This window comes from Vibrio gazogenes (assembly GCF_002196515.1).
Taxonomy (GTDB): Bacteria; Pseudomonadota; Gammaproteobacteria; order Enterobacterales; family Vibrionaceae; genus Vibrio; species Vibrio gazogenes_A.
This window is the reverse complement of record NZ_CP018835.1, coordinates 1,619,744-1,636,516: the sequence shown is the minus strand read 5'-3', so window position 1 is coordinate 1,636,516 and position 16,773 is coordinate 1,619,744. Positions and strand designations below refer to the sequence as shown.

The 16,773-nt window shown below is 48.8% G+C and carries 11 protein-coding genes; 2 read left to right on the top strand and 9 right to left on the bottom strand.

Annotated elements, in window-relative coordinates; genetic code table 11:
* Positions 1 to 6: 6 nt before the first annotated feature.
* The 8 genes from dusB to BSQ33_RS07335 form a co-directional block, all read right to left on the bottom strand.
* The gene (dusB, locus tag BSQ33_RS07375) at positions 7 to 927 is read right to left on the bottom strand and encodes a tRNA dihydrouridine synthase DusB (protein ID WP_232471972.1); all 921 of its coding nucleotides are present in this window, start codon (positions 925 to 927) and stop codon (positions 7 to 9) included.
* A 191-nt stretch (positions 928 to 1,118) separates the two neighbouring features.
* Positions 1,119 to 2,003, bottom strand: coding sequence for a 50S ribosomal protein L11 methyltransferase (gene prmA / locus BSQ33_RS07370; RefSeq protein WP_021021666.1), 885 nt, complete (start codon positions 2,001 to 2,003; stop codon positions 1,119 to 1,121).
* 139 nt (positions 2,004 to 2,142) lie between these two features.
* Positions 2,143 to 3,489: an acetyl-CoA carboxylase biotin carboxylase subunit gene (accC, locus tag BSQ33_RS07365; RefSeq protein WP_021021665.1), complete on the bottom strand. Its 1,347-nt coding sequence runs from the start codon at positions 3,487 to 3,489 to the stop codon at positions 2,143 to 2,145.
* Between the two features lie 14 nt (positions 3,490 to 3,503).
* Complete coding sequence (gene accB / locus BSQ33_RS07360; RefSeq protein WP_021021664.1) at positions 3,504 to 3,965, bottom strand: acetyl-CoA carboxylase biotin carboxyl carrier protein; 462 nt, start codon at positions 3,963 to 3,965, stop codon at positions 3,504 to 3,506.
* A gap of 62 nt (positions 3,966 to 4,027) precedes the next feature.
* Positions 4,028 to 4,477: a type II 3-dehydroquinate dehydratase gene (gene aroQ, locus BSQ33_RS07355; protein ID WP_021021663.1), complete on the bottom strand. Its 450-nt coding sequence runs from the start codon at positions 4,475 to 4,477 to the stop codon at positions 4,028 to 4,030.
* Between the two features lie 569 nt (positions 4,478 to 5,046).
* Positions 5,047 to 6,996: an acetate--CoA ligase gene (gene acs / locus BSQ33_RS07350; protein ID WP_088133748.1), complete on the bottom strand. Its 1,950-nt coding sequence runs from the start codon at positions 6,994 to 6,996 to the stop codon at positions 5,047 to 5,049.
* Between the two features lie 293 nt (positions 6,997 to 7,289).
* A complete protein-coding gene (locus BSQ33_RS07340) occupies positions 7,290 to 7,913 on the bottom strand; it encodes a 3'-5' exonuclease (protein WP_088133746.1) in 624 nt (207 codons plus the stop codon).
* A 4-nt stretch (positions 7,914 to 7,917) separates the two neighbouring features.
* Entirely contained in the window at positions 7,918 to 9,738 is a 1,821-nt protein-coding gene (locus tag BSQ33_RS07335) for a DUF294 nucleotidyltransferase-like domain-containing protein (protein ID WP_088133745.1), read from the bottom strand.
* 468 nt (positions 9,739 to 10,206) lie between these two features.
* Here BSQ33_RS07335 and BSQ33_RS07330 point away from each other — a divergent pair, with 468 nt between their 5' ends.
* Both BSQ33_RS07330 and BSQ33_RS07325 read left to right on the top strand, forming a co-directional pair.
* Positions 10,207 to 11,388, top strand: a complete 1,182-nt coding sequence (locus tag BSQ33_RS07330) for a 3-phenylpropionate MFS transporter (RefSeq protein WP_088133744.1) — start codon at positions 10,207 to 10,209, stop codon at positions 11,386 to 11,388.
* A 288-nt stretch (positions 11,389 to 11,676) separates the two neighbouring features.
* Positions 11,677 to 15,156 carry a PAS-domain containing protein gene (locus BSQ33_RS07325; RefSeq protein ID WP_088133743.1) on the top strand — a complete coding sequence of 1,160 codons (3,480 nt, stop codon included), beginning with the start codon at positions 11,677 to 11,679 and terminating at the stop codon, positions 15,154 to 15,156.
* Positions 15,157 to 15,272: 116 nt separating this feature from the next.
* On the opposite strand, the gene gppA is transcribed toward BSQ33_RS07325, so the two are convergent.
* Positions 15,273 to 16,769, bottom strand: a complete 1,497-nt coding sequence (gene gppA, locus BSQ33_RS07320; RefSeq protein ID WP_088133742.1) for a guanosine-5'-triphosphate,3'-diphosphate diphosphatase — start codon at positions 16,767 to 16,769, stop codon at positions 15,273 to 15,275.
* Between the last annotated feature and the right edge of the window lie 4 nt (positions 16,770 to 16,773).

Genomic DNA, 16,773 nt, shown 5'->3' with positions numbered 1-16,773 from the left:
TTAATTTTATGATGCAACGTTATCAAAATAACCTTCGAGTGCTTCCAGTTGCAGCGGGGCTGCTTCTATGGCATTGAAGGTCCGTCGAAACCCACTTGCCTGTTCATGTTCTTTGAGATACCACCCCACATGTTTACGTGCGATACGTGGCCCCAAGTACGCTCCGTAAAATTGATGGAGCGCTTGTACATGACCAAGCAAAATGCTTTTAACTTCCTGAACGGGAAGCGCGGGCATTGTTGTGCCGGTTTCCAAAAAATGTTGGATTTCCTGAAAAATCCATGGTCGTCCTTGTGCCGGGCGACCAATCATTAATGCGTCAGCGCCGGTGTATTCCAGTACATATTTGGCCTTTTCCGGACTATCGATGTCACCATTGGCAATCACCGGAATCGAGATGGCCTGTTTGACCGCTCTAATGCTGTCATATTCTGCCATACCGCGATAAAGGCAGGCTCTGGTTCTTCCGTGAAGCGCGAGTGCCTGAATGCCGCAGTCTTCGGCCAGCTTTGCGATGTGAACACAGTTCTTATGCGCTGTATCCCAACCGGTTCGTGTTTTTAGCGTCACAGGCACACGAACAGCCTTCACTACCGTTGTGAGGATATCCTCAATGAGATCTGGGTAGCGTAACAGGGCGGAACCTGCCAACTTCTTATTCACTTTCTTTGCCGGGCAACCCATGTTGATATCGATGATTTGCGCACCGTTCTCAACGCTGAATTGCGCAGCCTCTGCCATTAACTGCGGATCGGAACCTGCGATCTGAACCGAACGAATCCCTGATTCGCCCTCATGGACCATCCGCTGTTTCGACTTTGACGTTTTCCACAATGCCGGATTGGATGACATCATTTCACTGACAGCCATGCCAGCACCATAGCGAAGACATAACTCGCGAAAAGGTCTGTCGGTGACACCTGCCATTGGGGCAACGATCAGACTGTTCTTGAGTTGGTGGTTTCCGATTTTTAACACGTCATTACAGTTATAAGGCAGCAAGGGCGCGCATTTTACGCATTTTTTCGCGGTGTGAAAAGACTAATATTTGAGCATTTACAATTTGTTTCTGTAAATTGTCGATTTTTCAGTCAATTAGTGAGTCTCATTCACTGGCGTTATTTCTTTTGACCAGAAATTCGGCACCACTCGTTGTTTTCAATAATGGGCTCGATATCAAACTGGTTGCGATAGAAACTGGCAACGTCTTCAGCCTGAGTCTCTAACACGCCTGACATTGCCAGTTGTCCGCCGGGACGAACCAAAGACTGAATGACCGGAGAAAGCTCTTTGAGCGGGCCGGCCAGGATGTTTGCCACTACGATATCGGCACTGAGATTGTCGGGTTGATTTTGCGGGAGGTACACCGCGAGCTGATCTTCTACGCCATTGCGCTGGGCGTTGTCTTTGGAAGCGAGTAAGGCTTGTGGATCAATATCGACACCAATCACTTGTTTGGCACCCAACTTAATTGCTGCAATCGCCAGAATGCCAGAGCCGCACCCGAAATCAATTACGGTTTTTCCGCTGAGATCCAGCCCTTCGAGCCATTCTAAACATAACGCGGTTGTCGGATGTGTGCCGGTGCCGAATGCCAAGCCGGGATCCAGCATCACATTGACCGCATCTGGATCGGGAATCTCTTTCCAGCTTGGACAAATCCACAGGCGATTGCCAAATTTCATTGGGTGGAAATTGTCCATCCATTCCCGTTCCCAGTCTTTATCTTCAATCTGCTCGACTTTATAAGAGAAGTCCGCAGGCAGAAGCTGGCTGGTTTTGATTTGTGCAACGATAGTATCGGTGTCGGCTTCTGCGTCATATAACGCGAGCACATCGGTATCTCCCCAAAGGCGAGTTTCTCCCGGAAGGGGTTCAAAGACAGGGGTGTCTTTCGCGTCAAGAAATGTGACGGATAACGCACCGGTGTCTTCCATCAACATATCACCGATTGTTTCGGCATTATCGTTGTTGGCATTGAGTTTTATTTGAATCCAAGGCATGTGATTGACTCTTTCCGTGGGTTGAATGGCCGAGAGTGTAGCAGATATTCATTTTTTGAATAGGGCTTGTCTTGAACAAAAAAGTGAACAAAAAAACCTCCCCGAAGGGAGGCTTAACTCTTTGTTCATCTACCGCAGATTATTGGTTGATACCGAGTTTTTTCTCCAGATAGTGGATGTTGGCGCCACCATGCTGGAAGTTTTCATCATTCATGATTTTCAACTGAAGCGGGATGTTGGTTTTGATCCCTTCAACAATCATTTCGTTGAGGGCATTTTTCATCCGCGCAATCGCAACATCACGGTTTTCACCGTAGGCAATCAGTTTACCAATCATCGAATCATAGTGCGCAGGCACGGTATAACCCGAGTAGATATGAGATTCCCAACGAATACCCATCCCGCCGGCAGCGTGGAAGCGCTCAATTTTACCCGGTGAAGGGAGGAAGCGCTCTGGATCTTCGGCATTGATACGACACTCAATCGCATGGCCGCGCAGTTTGATATCATCCTGTGTGAATGACAGCGGCTGACCTGCCGCAACACGAAGCTGCTCTTTAATCAGATCGACACCAGAGACCATTTCTGTAACCGGGTGTTCGACCTGAATCCGAGTGTTCATTTCAATGAAATAGAACTCGCCGTTTTCATAGAGGAATTCAAATGTACCCGCACCCCGATAGCCGATTTCAACACAGGCGCGTGTACAACGTTCACCGATGTATTTACGCATTTCTTCGGTAATACCCGGTGCCGGTGCTTCTTCAACAACTTTCTGGTGACGACGTTGCATTGAACAGTCACGCTCGCCCAAGTGGATCGCACCACCCTGACCGTCGGCAATAACCTGAACTTCAACGTGACGTGGGTTCTCCAGGAATTTCTCCATGTAAACCATATCGTTGTTGAATGCTGCTTTGGATTCGGTACGAGTCATAGTGATGGACGAAATGAGTTCTGCTTCACTGCGAACCACACGCATACCACGACCACCACCGCCACCGGAAGCCTTAATAATTACCGGATAACCGATACGCTTCGCGATGGATTTATTTTTCTCGACATCGTCTCCGAGCGGCCCATCTGAACCCGGTACACAAGGTACACCGGCTTTTTTCATGGCGGAGATTGCAGAAACTTTATCACCCATCATACGGATGGTATCAGCTTTAGGACCGACGAAAATGAAGCCTGATTTCTCAACTTGCTCAGCAAAATCTGCATTTTCAGACAAGAAACCGTAACCCGGGTGAATCGCAACGGCTCCCGTGATTTCTGCTGCTGAGATAATGCGTGGAATATTTAAGTAGCTATCGATACTACGTGCTGGTCCAATACAGATGGATTCATCAGCAAGTAAGACATGTTTGAGGTCTCGGTCTGCTGTGGAATGGACAGCGACCGTTTTGATCCCTAGCTCTTTACAGGCGCGAAGAATACGGAGTGCTATTTCACCCCGGTTCGCGATGACAATTTTATCTAGCATCAATTTGACCTCAATTATTCGATGATAACAAGAGGCTGATCGAACTCAACTGGCTGACCGTTCTCAGCGAGAATTGCTTTGACGACACCTGATTTGTCAGATTCGATTTGGTTCATCATTTTCATGGCTTCAACAATACATAGTGGATCGCCGACACTCACTTTCTGACCAACTTTTACGAATGGTGCTGCATCTGGGCTTGGAGAGCTGTAGAAAGTACCGACCATTGGTGAAAGCACTTGATGACCGGTTGGTTGTGGCGCTTCAACTGGTGCGCTGACAGCTTCTGCTGCGGGGGCCGCAGGTGCAGCGACTGGCGCAGGTGCATATTGGGCTGGCGCATACTGGATGGGTGATGAAGCTGGCGCACCGTAACGGTTGATGCGTACTGATTCTTCACCTTCAGAAATTTCCAGTTCAGCAATGCCTGACTCTTCAACTAATTCGATAAGTTTTTTTATTTTACGAATATCCATTGTCTTTTCTCTTTGATCTTGTGAATAAGACAACCCGAACAACAGCCGCGGGATGTCGAGTGTTATTTTGCCTGCAGTTTGGTAATGGCTGCCGACAACGCAAATTCATAGCCCTGCGCACCTAAACCGCAAATCACACCGTGAGCCTTATCTGACAAATAAGAATGGTGACGGAAAGGTTCTCGGGCATGAACATTAGAAAGATGTACCTCAATAAAAGGAATGTTGACCCCCAAAAGCGCATCCCGCAGTGCAACACTGGTATGGGTGAATGCGGCCGGGTTGATAATGATGAAGTCAATGTTCTCGTATGCCTGATGAATTGCTTCGATCAGTTCATACTCACGATTCGATTGCAGATGCTCTAGCGCAACACCAGCCTGATCGGCTTGGTGACGGAGTCGGTCAATGATCTGAGGAAGCGTTTGAGAACCGTAATGTGCCGGTTCACGCAGGCCCAGTAAATTCAGGTTAGGACCGTTTAGCACAAGAATACGTAATTTTGTCGTCATTGTGTCGTCATCTTACTCAATAATGAGGTCTTGTTTACATGTTCCCATATTTTAGGTTTTTTCACACAATTTTTTTTCAAGAAAATCAAAAAATGGTGAATTGCTCATGATTATAGCTAATTCAACACAAATGGCAGCAAATTACTGGTCTAATCACCGTTTCGGCTTATGTGAGAGGGGGCTGAACCCAAGTTCTACGTGCTTTGTGGAAAAGTGATAATTATATCTTTATCGTCTTATGACCATAAAGATCAGCAATGGTTTTGTGGACACCACCACAAACTTGGTTCAGCGCACTGGTACTGCAAACCTTGGAGCAGAAAGGGATCACCGTTAGAAGAGAGTATTTCACTTGATGTTCAGTGCGGACGCGATAGTGATTTGACGATAAAAAGGTGCGGAATTCATAAAATGTGATGTGCGTTCAAATAAGTGGGGCTGGAGGAGAGCAAGGCAGGGAAGACCATCGTACAAACCGGTTATGTGCTGTTTGGTCTGGGCTTAAAAAATGAAGCCATCGGAGAGATGGCTTCACAGTTCAGGAGCGTTCGTGTGAATTTGAGGTTGTTTTAACTGAGAGCTGCTTTCTCTGCGATCAGCTTATCAACCACACTTGGGTCTGCGAGTGTTGACGTATCGCCCAGATTGCTGGTGTCTCCGTTGGCAATCTTGCGCAGAATGCGACGCATGATTTTCCCGGAACGGGTTTTCGGCAGCGCATCGGTCCAGTGGAGTATATCCGGTGTCGCGATTGGGCCAATCTCTTTACGTACCCAATCTTTGACTTCTTTATGTAATTCAGAAGAGGGGTAGATACCATCATTGAGCGTGATGTAGGCGTAAATAGCCTGACCTTTAATATCGTGTGGAATCCCGACAACTGCCGCTTCTGCAATCTTATCGAATGCCACCAGTGCGGATTCGACTTCTGCGGTTCCCATACGGTGACCGGAAACATTGAGGACGTCATCCACACGACCGGTAATCCAGTAATAGCCGTCCTCATCACGGCGGGCACCATCACCGGTAAAGTACATCCCTTTGAAAGTGGAGAAATAGGTCTGTTCGAACCGCTCGTGATCTCCGTATACCGTACGCATTTGACCGGGCCAAGAGTCGAGAATGACCAGATTCCCTTCTGCTGCCCCGTCAATGAGATTGCCCACGTTATCGACCAGTGCGGGCTGGACACCAAAGAATGGTCGCGTGGCTGAGCCGGGTTTCAACGCGGTTGCTCCGGGAAGTGGTGTGATCAGAATGCCACCCGTTTCTGTTTGCCACCATGTATCAACAATCGGAGACTTCTCATTACCTATCGTCCGGTAATACCATTCCCACGCTTCCGGATTGATTGGCTCACCCACCGATCCCATGATGCGTAAACTGTCTCGTGAGGTGCCGTCGATTGCCTCATTGCCTTTTGCCATCAGTGCCCGGATTGCCGTCGGTGCAGTATAGAGAATATTCACTTGATGTTTATCGACCACCTGACTCATGCGGTTGGTGTCCGGATAGTTTGGGACACCTTCAAACAGAATGGTTTTCGCGCCATTGGCTAGCGGGCCGTAAACCAGATAGGTGTGACCGGTGATCCAGCCGACATCCGCGGTACACCAGAAGACTTCTCCGGGTTGATAGTCAAAAACATACTTAAAGGTCATGGCGGCATAAACCAGATAACCCCCGGTTGTGTGTAAAACACCTTTGGGTTTACCCGTTGAACCGGACGTATACAGGATAAACAGGGGATCTTCTGCTTTCATGGGTTCTGCCGGGCAGTCGTCCGATGCTTTAGACGTCGCTTCGTGCCACCAGACATCCCGGTGATCATGCCAGTCAATACTGCCACCGGTGCGTTTTAGTACCACGACTTTACTGATGGTTTTGACTTCAGGATTGGTCAGGGCTTCATCGACATTCTTCTTCAGGGGGACTGCCCGTCCACCCCGAACCCCCTCATCTGCGGTAATGACTATTTTGGCGTCGGAGTCGATGATGCGTCCTGCGAGTGCTTCCGGGGAGAATCCTCCGAATACCACGGTATGGACTGCACCAATACGGGTACAAGCCAGCATGGCAACCGCGGCTTCCGGCACCATTGGCATATAAAGACAAACGACGTCACCTTTCCGCACGCCCTGATCTTTCAGAACATTAGCAAAGCGGCAGACATCTTGATGAAGTTGATTGAAGGTCAGCGTTTTATCTTCATTCGGGTTATCACCTTCCCAGATGATTGCCACGTCATCGCCATGTGCCGCGAGATGACGGTCAATACAGTTGGCAGAAACGTTCAGCGTCCCATCTTCAAACCAGCGGATATCCACGTGACCGGTATCAAATGAGGTTTGCTTGACTTTGGTGTAAGGGGTTATCCAATCGACGATCTGCCCGTGTTCTTTCCAGAATCCCTCTGGGTCGCTAACTGAGCGTTGGTACATTGATAAGTAAGTGTCGTTATCCGCGTGGGTATGTTCTTTAATATTGTTCTTAACCGGATAAACATGAACATCACTCATAGCTTCTTCTCCTTTTGAATGCAGGGACCGCTCCGATTCATCATGATTGCTTTGGGCTTGTAATAAATATTTTCGGAGGATCGAAATTCTTGTACCCAAATGAACTCGAACTCACCCGATTGGCGTGCTTTGAGGTTACCTAGGTGTAATAACTCTTGTTCAGATAGGGGGATTGCACAATTAGACTTTAGGCTAAATGAGATCTGTGAGTAAAAAATCATTGTGATTCAAGGTGTCACAAATGTCGGGAACACGGTTTGTTGTGAGTGGTCCCTCGCAGAAAATGACCGCGTTCAGGCTGAAGAAAAGGCGGGGAGATCACCTTGTGTTAAACGTACAAATACCAACGCAGCAGAGAGCGCATCTTGCAAGGCATCATGTTTATTTTGCAACGGCAGATCCAGATGACGACAAATGGCTTCCAGACTGAGGTCGCAATAGGCATTCGGTAGCATTTTTTCCAGTTGTTCATGATAGAGCTGGCTCACTTCAATCAGGCGGTTCGGTAGCGGAAAGCCCAGATGCTTGCGACAGGCAATATCGAGAATAGTTTTATCATAGCGGATGTGATACCCCACCAGCGGTCGGTTACCGATAAAATCCAATAACTGGATCAGCGCTTCGGCTTCTGTGAGGCCATCACTGAGATCCTGATGGCGGATCTGGTGAATCCGGACTGAATCTGCATTTAGTGTTCTGGGCGCACACAGCTTCACTTCAAATGACTGACTGGTCAGAATCCGGTTACCGACAATTTTTGTGGCAGCAATTGAAACCAGCTCTGCCTGTTGCGGATTGAGACTGGTTGTTTCGCAATCCAGTGAGACGAATTCCTGATGCTCCGGTGGTAAGAACAGGCACCGATAAGCGGAGTCTTTGAGTTTGTAGTACCAGTATCGGCGTGAGATTCGGTTCATGGGCTTAGTCTCTAATCTGGTAGTGATAGGACAACCATTGCTTGAATTTTTTGACGATATGCAAGCTATGACGCAATAAGTCCCGTTCCGTGCTGTCGAGTAATTTAATGTCCAAATGATTATGGCGTTCCGGTTGTTGCAGTTGTTGTATGAGCCGCAGTTTAAAGAAGAGTTTGAGCGCTTCACTCAGATTGTCAGCGGTTTGTTGTTCCAGCACGCGTTTTTGGGTGAGCGCTTCGATACGCTTAAACGTGTTTTGTTCTGTTATCCGGTATTCTAGACTCAGTGCCCGGATGCCATGGACAATCGGGAAAATCCCCCCTTGTTTGATATCCAGCCCTGATTTAGAGGATTTCACGTTGCCGAATAATGTCAGTGGCAGGGAGAAATTCAGTGCAGGGCGAGTGAAAGCTGACAGGATCAACTCTTGATCAGCCATGAGCCCGGAGAGGTGGTCTCGTACGGAATATAACAGCGACCGATTACCAGCGACGGCGTGAGCATCCGCCATAATGGCGATATTCATGATTTGTTCTGGTTTGGCTTGCCCGACCCATTGTGAGAGTGTTGTTTGCCAGTTTCGCTGGGATCTCACCCAGTGTGGATTGTTGACCATCACTTTGCCCGGACAGACCGGATAACCGAGTTGTATCAGGGTATGTGTCAGTTTATCCATCACATGCTGGCAATCCGGCCAGTCTGTCCCATCTTTGATGATTAATGCATTGTCCTGATCCGTTTTGAGAATTTGTTCTCCGCGTCCTTCTGAGCCTAAAACGAGTAGGCAGCATTGCTGTTGCATCACCGGCGGCACGATGAGTTCAAAGGCTTTCTCGATGATTTGTTCATTGACTGCGGCAATCAGCTCCATCATAAAACGGGTTCTGATGCCGTTGCTGACGAGGTTTTCGACTAATTTGTGTTGTTGGTTAGAAGCGATGGTCAGCTCTTCAATACTGGAGGCTCTGGCAATGCTCAGTGTCAGTACGTGGGAGTGGGTGGAAAAGGTACTGAGAATTTGGGTCATATCCAACATGCCAACGGCTTGGTTGCCGTCACATACCATGATCCGTTTGATTCGGTTACGGATCATCATCACCATTGCATTAAATAGAAACTCCCCATCATTCACCTGAAAGACCGGGAAAGTGGCGATTTGACCAACCGGTGTGCTAACCGATAGCGTGTCTAATGCCAAAGCATGGAGCATGTCCGTTCGGGTCACAATGGCATACGGATACGTTGTCTGCGTGAATCGTGCGTCGTTTGCCGATAACTGTACCAATGCGGCATCGCAGTTGTTGTCTTTCAGCAACCCTGTGACATCAGCGATGGTTTGCTCCGGGGTGACGATGATTGGTGGATGATAAATCTCCCGATCTACTTTGGTCAGAATGAACTCTGCGAGGTTCTGCTGTTGTTGTGCATTTTCGAGCAGCGCCTGACGGGTGGCGAGGTTACTATCAAAATAAGCCGCAAATTGTCCGTTCTGATGATAAAAATCCAGAAAAACTGATTTGGGTAATTGATAGGCCAGCGTATCTTCCAGTGCGACGTATTGATGTCTGACTGTTCCGTCAAGCAGGGAACGAACATCGAAAATATCTTCGCCCGCGTAGTGAGCAAAGACTTCCTGACCATCTTCTGAGCGTTCTTCAACCACACCTTTGATGAGAATGTGCAGATATTGTCCACTCTCACCGCGATGCAACAATGTGTCCCTCGACCGAAAATAAGCGACATCCAGCGCGGAGAGAAGCTGCTGCTGTTGTGCTGCGGTCAGGCGATCAAATGGGGGTGACTGAAGATTGAATTTATCTGGCATAGCAACCTTTCTGGTCGAGGGCATCTGATTTAATTTTGGCTGAAATCTGATTTGCCTCCAGACGACTTTGGTCTAATGCCAGCAACGATGGCTCAAGTGGTACGCATTCAAAGAGAAGAAATATAACGTTCGCAACGCATCCGTATCAGGATGAGTCATTATCGGAAAAACATAAGAGATAGAGGAAACATTGTGTTGAGTAATATTCCCTTTTCCTGATATGGCATTCAAAGCATAATAGGCGCGGTTATCTATACCCAAGTAACCTCAAGATGCCGGATTCAGAGTGTCTTCAATCGGCGTCATTCAAGGAAAATGTCGGCAGGAATGGCCTTCCCATTTCAATAGCATTTGACACAGAAAGGCGCTGATAGAAGCACTCCCGAAGGGCGAGTTCACTGAAACTGCATCTTGAGGTCATTTGGGTATACATCCGTCATCCGTCGCTTTTTGCATCAGTAGGTTGTTATGTTCAGTATTTCTCCGTTCCGTTGGATCTCTCAGTATTATTTCGGTTTTTTCTTTGTCTATGGCATCTATACGCCATTTTGGGCGTTGTGGCTCAAAAGTGAAGGCGTCGCATCAACCGATATCGGACTGATCATGGGGCTCGCGTTCGGTACCCGCTGTCTGGCGAATTTACTGGTGACGCCGAGAGTCCACCGCGCTGAATGGTATGTGCCGATGCTGAGAGTGCTGACTCTATTGGCGATTGGATTCATTGCTGCGCATATTTTTGCCGTGGAGAATCTGATCTGGATTGCGCTGGCAACCATCCTGTTTAATTCCTGCTTTGGGCCGATCATCCCCCTTTCGGACACGTTAGCCAACTACTACACCAAGATGAAAATGCTCGATTACGGCCGGACTCGGTTGTGGGGGTCGGTTGCGTTCATTGTTGGTTCGCTGGTGGTTGGCTGGGTTGTTGCGCATTGGGGGAATGACTGGATTCTGTATACCGCGTTATTGGGCATGAGTGTGACATTTTTAATCAGTCTGCGCGCGCCAAATCCCACTCCGGTGACGCACACCGAAACACAAGTGGTGCGCCCTAAACTAATCGACATGCTGAAAGATAAGCAAGTGATTAAGTTTTTAGTACTGGTTTCTCTGATTCAGGGGAGTCACGCGGCTTATTACAGTTTCAGTTCTGTGTATTGGAAATCGGTCGGACATTCAGAAGAAATTATTGGTTACCTGTGGAGTTTGGGCGTCATTGCGGAGATCTGTATTTTTGCGCTCAGTCGCCGCCTGTTCGGTTCATGGTCGATCCGGGGGATGTTTTTGCTTTCTTCCTGTGCGGTTGTGGTGCGCTGGAGTTTAACGGCTTTCACCACTGAGCTTGCCGCACTGGTATTGATTCAATTGCTTCACAGCCTGACATTTGCGGTCGCACATCTGGCGACCATTCGTTATATCCAACAATCTGTCCCGGAGAGAATGGTTGCATTACAGTCACTGTACAATGCCATTCCTCTGGGGGCGGTGATTGCAACGATGACGGCAATCAGTGGCTGGGGATTTGAAAGCTGGGGCGCTAACATTTTCTGGGGAATGGCCCTGATGGGGGTTGCGGCGCTTTTTGTTCGGTTGGAGCCCCGCCATTCTGTGCGGGAGCATCATTTAGATTCTGCGCCCGGGCAAGGATAGAAAATAAAGAGCCTCTTTACGCAATCTCATCTTTACGCAGCATAAAGAGGCTTGCAAGACCACGAGCGATTGAACTGCCTGACATGTGCCACACCTTCTTCCCGGAGATCCCGAAAACCATCTATCTATGCGTCTGGGATCTCATTGGCTTACCACTGCACTGCAATGTGAATCATTTTCGATATAAAATTGTTTTGATTTCAGTGAGTCAGACAATGAAGCCATCTATTCTTTACTTTCTGTCTTATTTTCTGACTTATTTTCCGTCTTAGCGATAAGGAGCATTTCATGCAGTCATGGATTGTCATTCCGGTTCTGTTTCTTTATTTAGGACTGCTGTTCTTTATTGCTTGGTACGGTGACAAAAATCTGAATTGGCTGGCACGCTTCCGGCCTTGGATTTATAGCTTATCTATCGGAGTGTATTGTACTTCGTGGACGTTCTACGGCACGGTCGGACAAGCCACCAATCATGCTTGGTCATTTTTACCGATTTATCTCGCACCGATTCTCGTCTTTGTCTTTGGCTGGCGGATATTAGCCCGTCTGATGCTCATTGCGAAGCGCGAACATATTACGTCTATTGCTGATTTTATCGCAGCACGTTATGGCAAATCTCAAGGGCTTGCTGTGGCTGCAACGCTGATTGCAGTCATCGGTATTCTGCCTTACATCGCCCTGCAACTTCGTGGTGTGACGATGGGTATCCATGTCGTGACGTCAGATTTTCCTTTCCCAGAGCAGTTGACCGAAAGTCACATATCTTGGGTGGTTGTATTGGCGCTCGCCGTATTTACCATTTTGTTTGGCACCCGGCATATCGATAATACTGAGCATCATCGCGGTATGATGATGGCGATTGCTTTTGAGTCGTTGGTTAAGCTGGTGGCTTTTCTATGGGTTGGTCTGTTCATCGTTTATATTGGTTGGCATCAGACATCATTCGATCTGGGTGATATCGTGCGCGAATCGATGGTGGCACCGCATTGGCCGACATTGCTCATTCACCTTGTTTTGACCATCCTGGCGATTATTTGCCTGCCTCGCCAGTTTCATACCATGGTTGTCGAGAATGAAAAACCACAGGATCTCCATATTGCCCGGCGGATATTTCCGGTTTACCTGATTCTGATGGGGCTGTTTGTTCTGCCGATATCATGGGTCGGTTCGGGGATGATGGATGCCAGTTTGGCAGAAACCTTCGTGATTAGTATCCCTAAGGCTGTCGATGCGGATGTGATAGCGATGATTGCGTTTCTAGGGGGGACGTCGGCTGCGACCGGGATGGTTATTGTTTCGACGATTGCGCTTACCATTATGGTTTCTAATGATCTGGTGGTGCCTTTTTTACTCCGGCGGATGCGCTTTTCTCATCAGGGGCATCGTCACTTTTCCCGTTTGTTACTCAGAATCCGCCGTGGATTGATTTTAGTGTTACTGGCTTGTGCATGGGGATTCTATCGCGTACTGGATGCGGTGCCGTCGCTTTCTGCGATTGGGTTCCTCTCTTTTGCGGCGATTGCTCAGTTCGCACCTGCATTGATTGGTGGGATTTACTGGCGTGACGGCAATAAAAAAGGTGTTTATGTCGGTTTGGCGGTTGGCTTTTCACTCTGGTTGATTACCTTAATGGTTCAGACGCACTTATTGGCCGGAGATGCACAGTCTAACCCGCTCATCTGGCTGATTAGCCCTCCTGAAGCGATTGCCGGGTTAGGCATATCAAGGTCTGACTGGGGAATGATCCTCAGTGTTGTGCTTAATACCCTCTGCTATTGGAGCATTTCCATCATTACTCGTCCGAGTCTGAGTGAGCGCTTACAGTCAGCCACATTCGTCGGCACACCATTCCCTGATAACGAAAATATGACGCTCTACCAGAGTCGAGTGTCTGTTGCGGAACTGGAAATGCTGGTTGCCCGTTTTGTCGGGCGAGGCAGAATGAAAGTCGCGTTCGAACAATTCTGGGCGCAGCAGCAGAAGCGTTATTTACCCAATCAGCAGGCTCCGGCGGTACTGATCCGTCATGCCGAACGGGTATTGGCTGGTGTTTTTGGCGCATCTTCAGCGAAGTTAGTCCTTGCTTCTGCATTGCAGGGTAAAAATATGCACCTTGAAGAAGTCGCTGCGATTGTCGATGAAGCGTCAGAGTTGTATGACTTCAGCCGGAGTCTGCTTCAGGGGGCTATCGAACACATCGGACAAGGATTGACGGTGGTTGATAAACAGCTGCGTTTGGTCGCCTGGAATCAGCGTTATCTGGAGTTGTTTTCTTATCCGCCGGGATTGATTCAGGTTGGCCGGCCGATTGCCGATATTATTCGTCATAATGCGCGACAGGGGTTGTGTGGGCCGGGTGATGTTGAAACTCATGTGCGCAAGCGGGTTGAGCATTTGGAGCATGGGACCCGACACACCTCTTCGCGCGTTCGACCGGATGGGAGGGTGGTTGAGGTTCAAGGCAATCCGATGCCCGGTGGTGGTTTTGTCATGAGTTTTACCGATATTACCGCGTTCCGTGAAGCTGAAGATGCGCTCAAACAGGCCAATGAATCGCTGGAAGAGCGAGTGCATCAACGAACTCAGGAGCTAGAAAAACTCAATCGTCAGTTGGTGCAGGAGACACAACGGGCGGAACGGGAATCCCGTTCCAAGTCTCGTTTTCTGGCAGCGGTGAGCCATGATTTGATGCAACCGCTCAATGCCGCCCGGCTATTTGCGTCGTCGCTGTCGGAAATTGCCCGGGAAGCGGAAGTGCAACGCCTCTCTGCACATATTGAGAGCGCATTGGGGGCAGCAGAGGAACTGATCGGGGATTTGCTGGATATTTCCCGACTCGAATCCGGGAAGTTGGATATCAATATTCACAGTTTCGCCATTCATGATGTCTTGGTGAATTTGAATGCTGAATTTCATGCAATCGCTAAACAGCAGGGCATTGATTTTACGCTGGTGCCTTCGTCGGTGGTGGTGAAGTCCGATCCGAAGTTACTCCGGCGAATTGTTCAGAACTTCCTGACCAATGCGTTCCGCTATGCGCCCCATGGGAAAGTGGTACTCGGTATTCGTCATGTTGGCGCGCAAGTTCGCATTGAGGTCTGGGACAACGGGATCGGGATTGAACCAGATAAGCAGCATGAGATTTTTGAAGAGTTTAATCGTGGCGGGCAGGTTCGTTCTGAGCAGGGGCTTGGGCTCGGCTTGGCCATCTCGAAAGGGATTGCCTATGTGTTGGGGCATGAAATCTCAATGCGCTCGTGGCCCGGACATGGCAGTGTATTTTCGTTATCACTGCAACGTTCTCATCCTCGTGACGTTGCCGATAAAGTTGTGCCTGCCGTCAATGACGTGACTGATTTATCGCAGATTAAAGTGTTATGTGTGGATAATGAAGTCGATATTCTGATTGGAATGTCTGATCTGTTATCGCGTTGGGGCTGTGATATTCGCACCTCAACTCATTTGGTCGAGAGCTTGAGAGCTCTGGATGGTGGGTGGATACCGGATGTCATTTTGTCCGATTACCGCTTGGAGCAGGGACGGACAGGGTTGGAAGTCTTGCAGCAGTGCCGTTTGCGTCTGGGGAATCAGTTTGAAGGGATTATTATCAGTGCCGATCGGACGCAAGAGATGATGGATGCGATTCAGTCAAACGGATTTAGTTTTTTACCAAAACCGGTCAAGCCTTTGAAATTACGGGCGGTACTCAATCGTGTGCGACAGCAAATCCGTGCTCGGCAAGGTTACGATATGACCAACGAAGATTGAGGGCTCAGACGAACGGCTGATATTGTGTGTCAGATTTTGTGTTGATGAGTGTGGCGCAGAAGTAACCCGACCGGTTTGGTCGGGTCATTCAGCGAGCATTCCAACCAGCTGATCGGTTAGGGTTGGGCAATGACTTCCAATGGCCATCCCATATCGGTTTGTCGGTTGGCTTCAATTTCCAGTTCAGCTTTGGTCAATGGGTTCGCATCGAGCCATTGGGCATTCAGCGATAATTGGAGCGTGTCTTCCGAGCAATCCAGTTGTACACGAGGTTCGAGTGCTGAATTGCGTCGGTGGCTTAGTAACACCGCAAGACGTAAGAGCCTGAGTAAGCGTTTACTACTGGCGCCTGAAAGGGCGTATTGTTCTGGCATGGAAGTGATATTGTCGCGATAGCGACGGACCAACTCACCAAGACAATAACGCTGCGCGCGGGTAAAGCCGGGCAGTTCCGAATGCTGGATCAAATAAGCACTGTGTTCCCCGCCTTTTTTATAATCCACGGCTAAGCCGATTTCGTGTAGCTGTGCCGCGGCTCTGAGCAACATTTCTGCCTGTGGTTCAACGATCCATGCCGTGCCACCGCACTGGTTAAACAATTTACTGGCGAGGTCTGAAACTTGAGCCGCGTAGACCGTATCGATTTGATAGCGGCTCTGGATACTGTGGATGGTTCGCTCTCGGATATTATCCTGACGCAATCCCTCAATCATCTCATAAACCAGACCTTCCCGAAGGGCACCGCCTGCCAGTGTCATGGCTTCGATCTGGCATTCCTCAAATATGGCAATCAGGATCGACAGACCGCTTGGGAAAACCAGCGCTCTTTCCAACGTCAGTCCTTCGATTTCGAGCTCTTCGAGATGATCCGCCCGCATTGCCTGATTTTGGAGGCGCTTCAGCTTGCTCAGCGTAATGACTTCGTCCATCCCCTGAGCCAGCATGATTTCCTGTAACGCTTGTACGGTACCACTGGCACCGACACAGATGTCCCAGCCGATTGTGCGGTATTGTTGCAGAATTGGCGTTAGCATCTTTTTCGCGTCTTCGATTGCGTGTTCGAAGTCTGCTTGCGAGAGCTGACGATCTCTGAAGTGTTTTTCGAGCCAAGTGACACAGCCCATTTTTAAACTGGTTAAGGCTTTGGCTTCGAAACCTTGACCAATAATCAGTTCGGTACTTGCGCCACCGATGTCAACCACGAACCGACGTCCGCTGCCACCGGAGGTATGGGCAACCCCTTTATAAATGGTTGCCGCTTCTTCTTCACCTGAAATGGTTTCGATGGGATGTCCAAGGATCTGATTGGCCTGACGCAAAAATACATCGACATTGATGGCCGTTCGGAGGGTTGCGGTTCCGACAATGCGGATATTTTCCTTGGGAATATCCTGTAATCGTTCTGCGAACAGACTCAGGCAATCCCAACCTCGTTGCATCGCCTCCTGACTGAGTGAGTTATTCTCATCCAGTCCGGCTGCAAGTCTCACTTTACGTTTAATTTTGGCCATCGTCTGTATACTGCCTTCAACATGGCGAACAATCAGCATATGAAAGCTGTTTGATCCGAGATCGATGGCAGCATAGAGAGGTGAAGATACGGCTTGGCTCATAGAC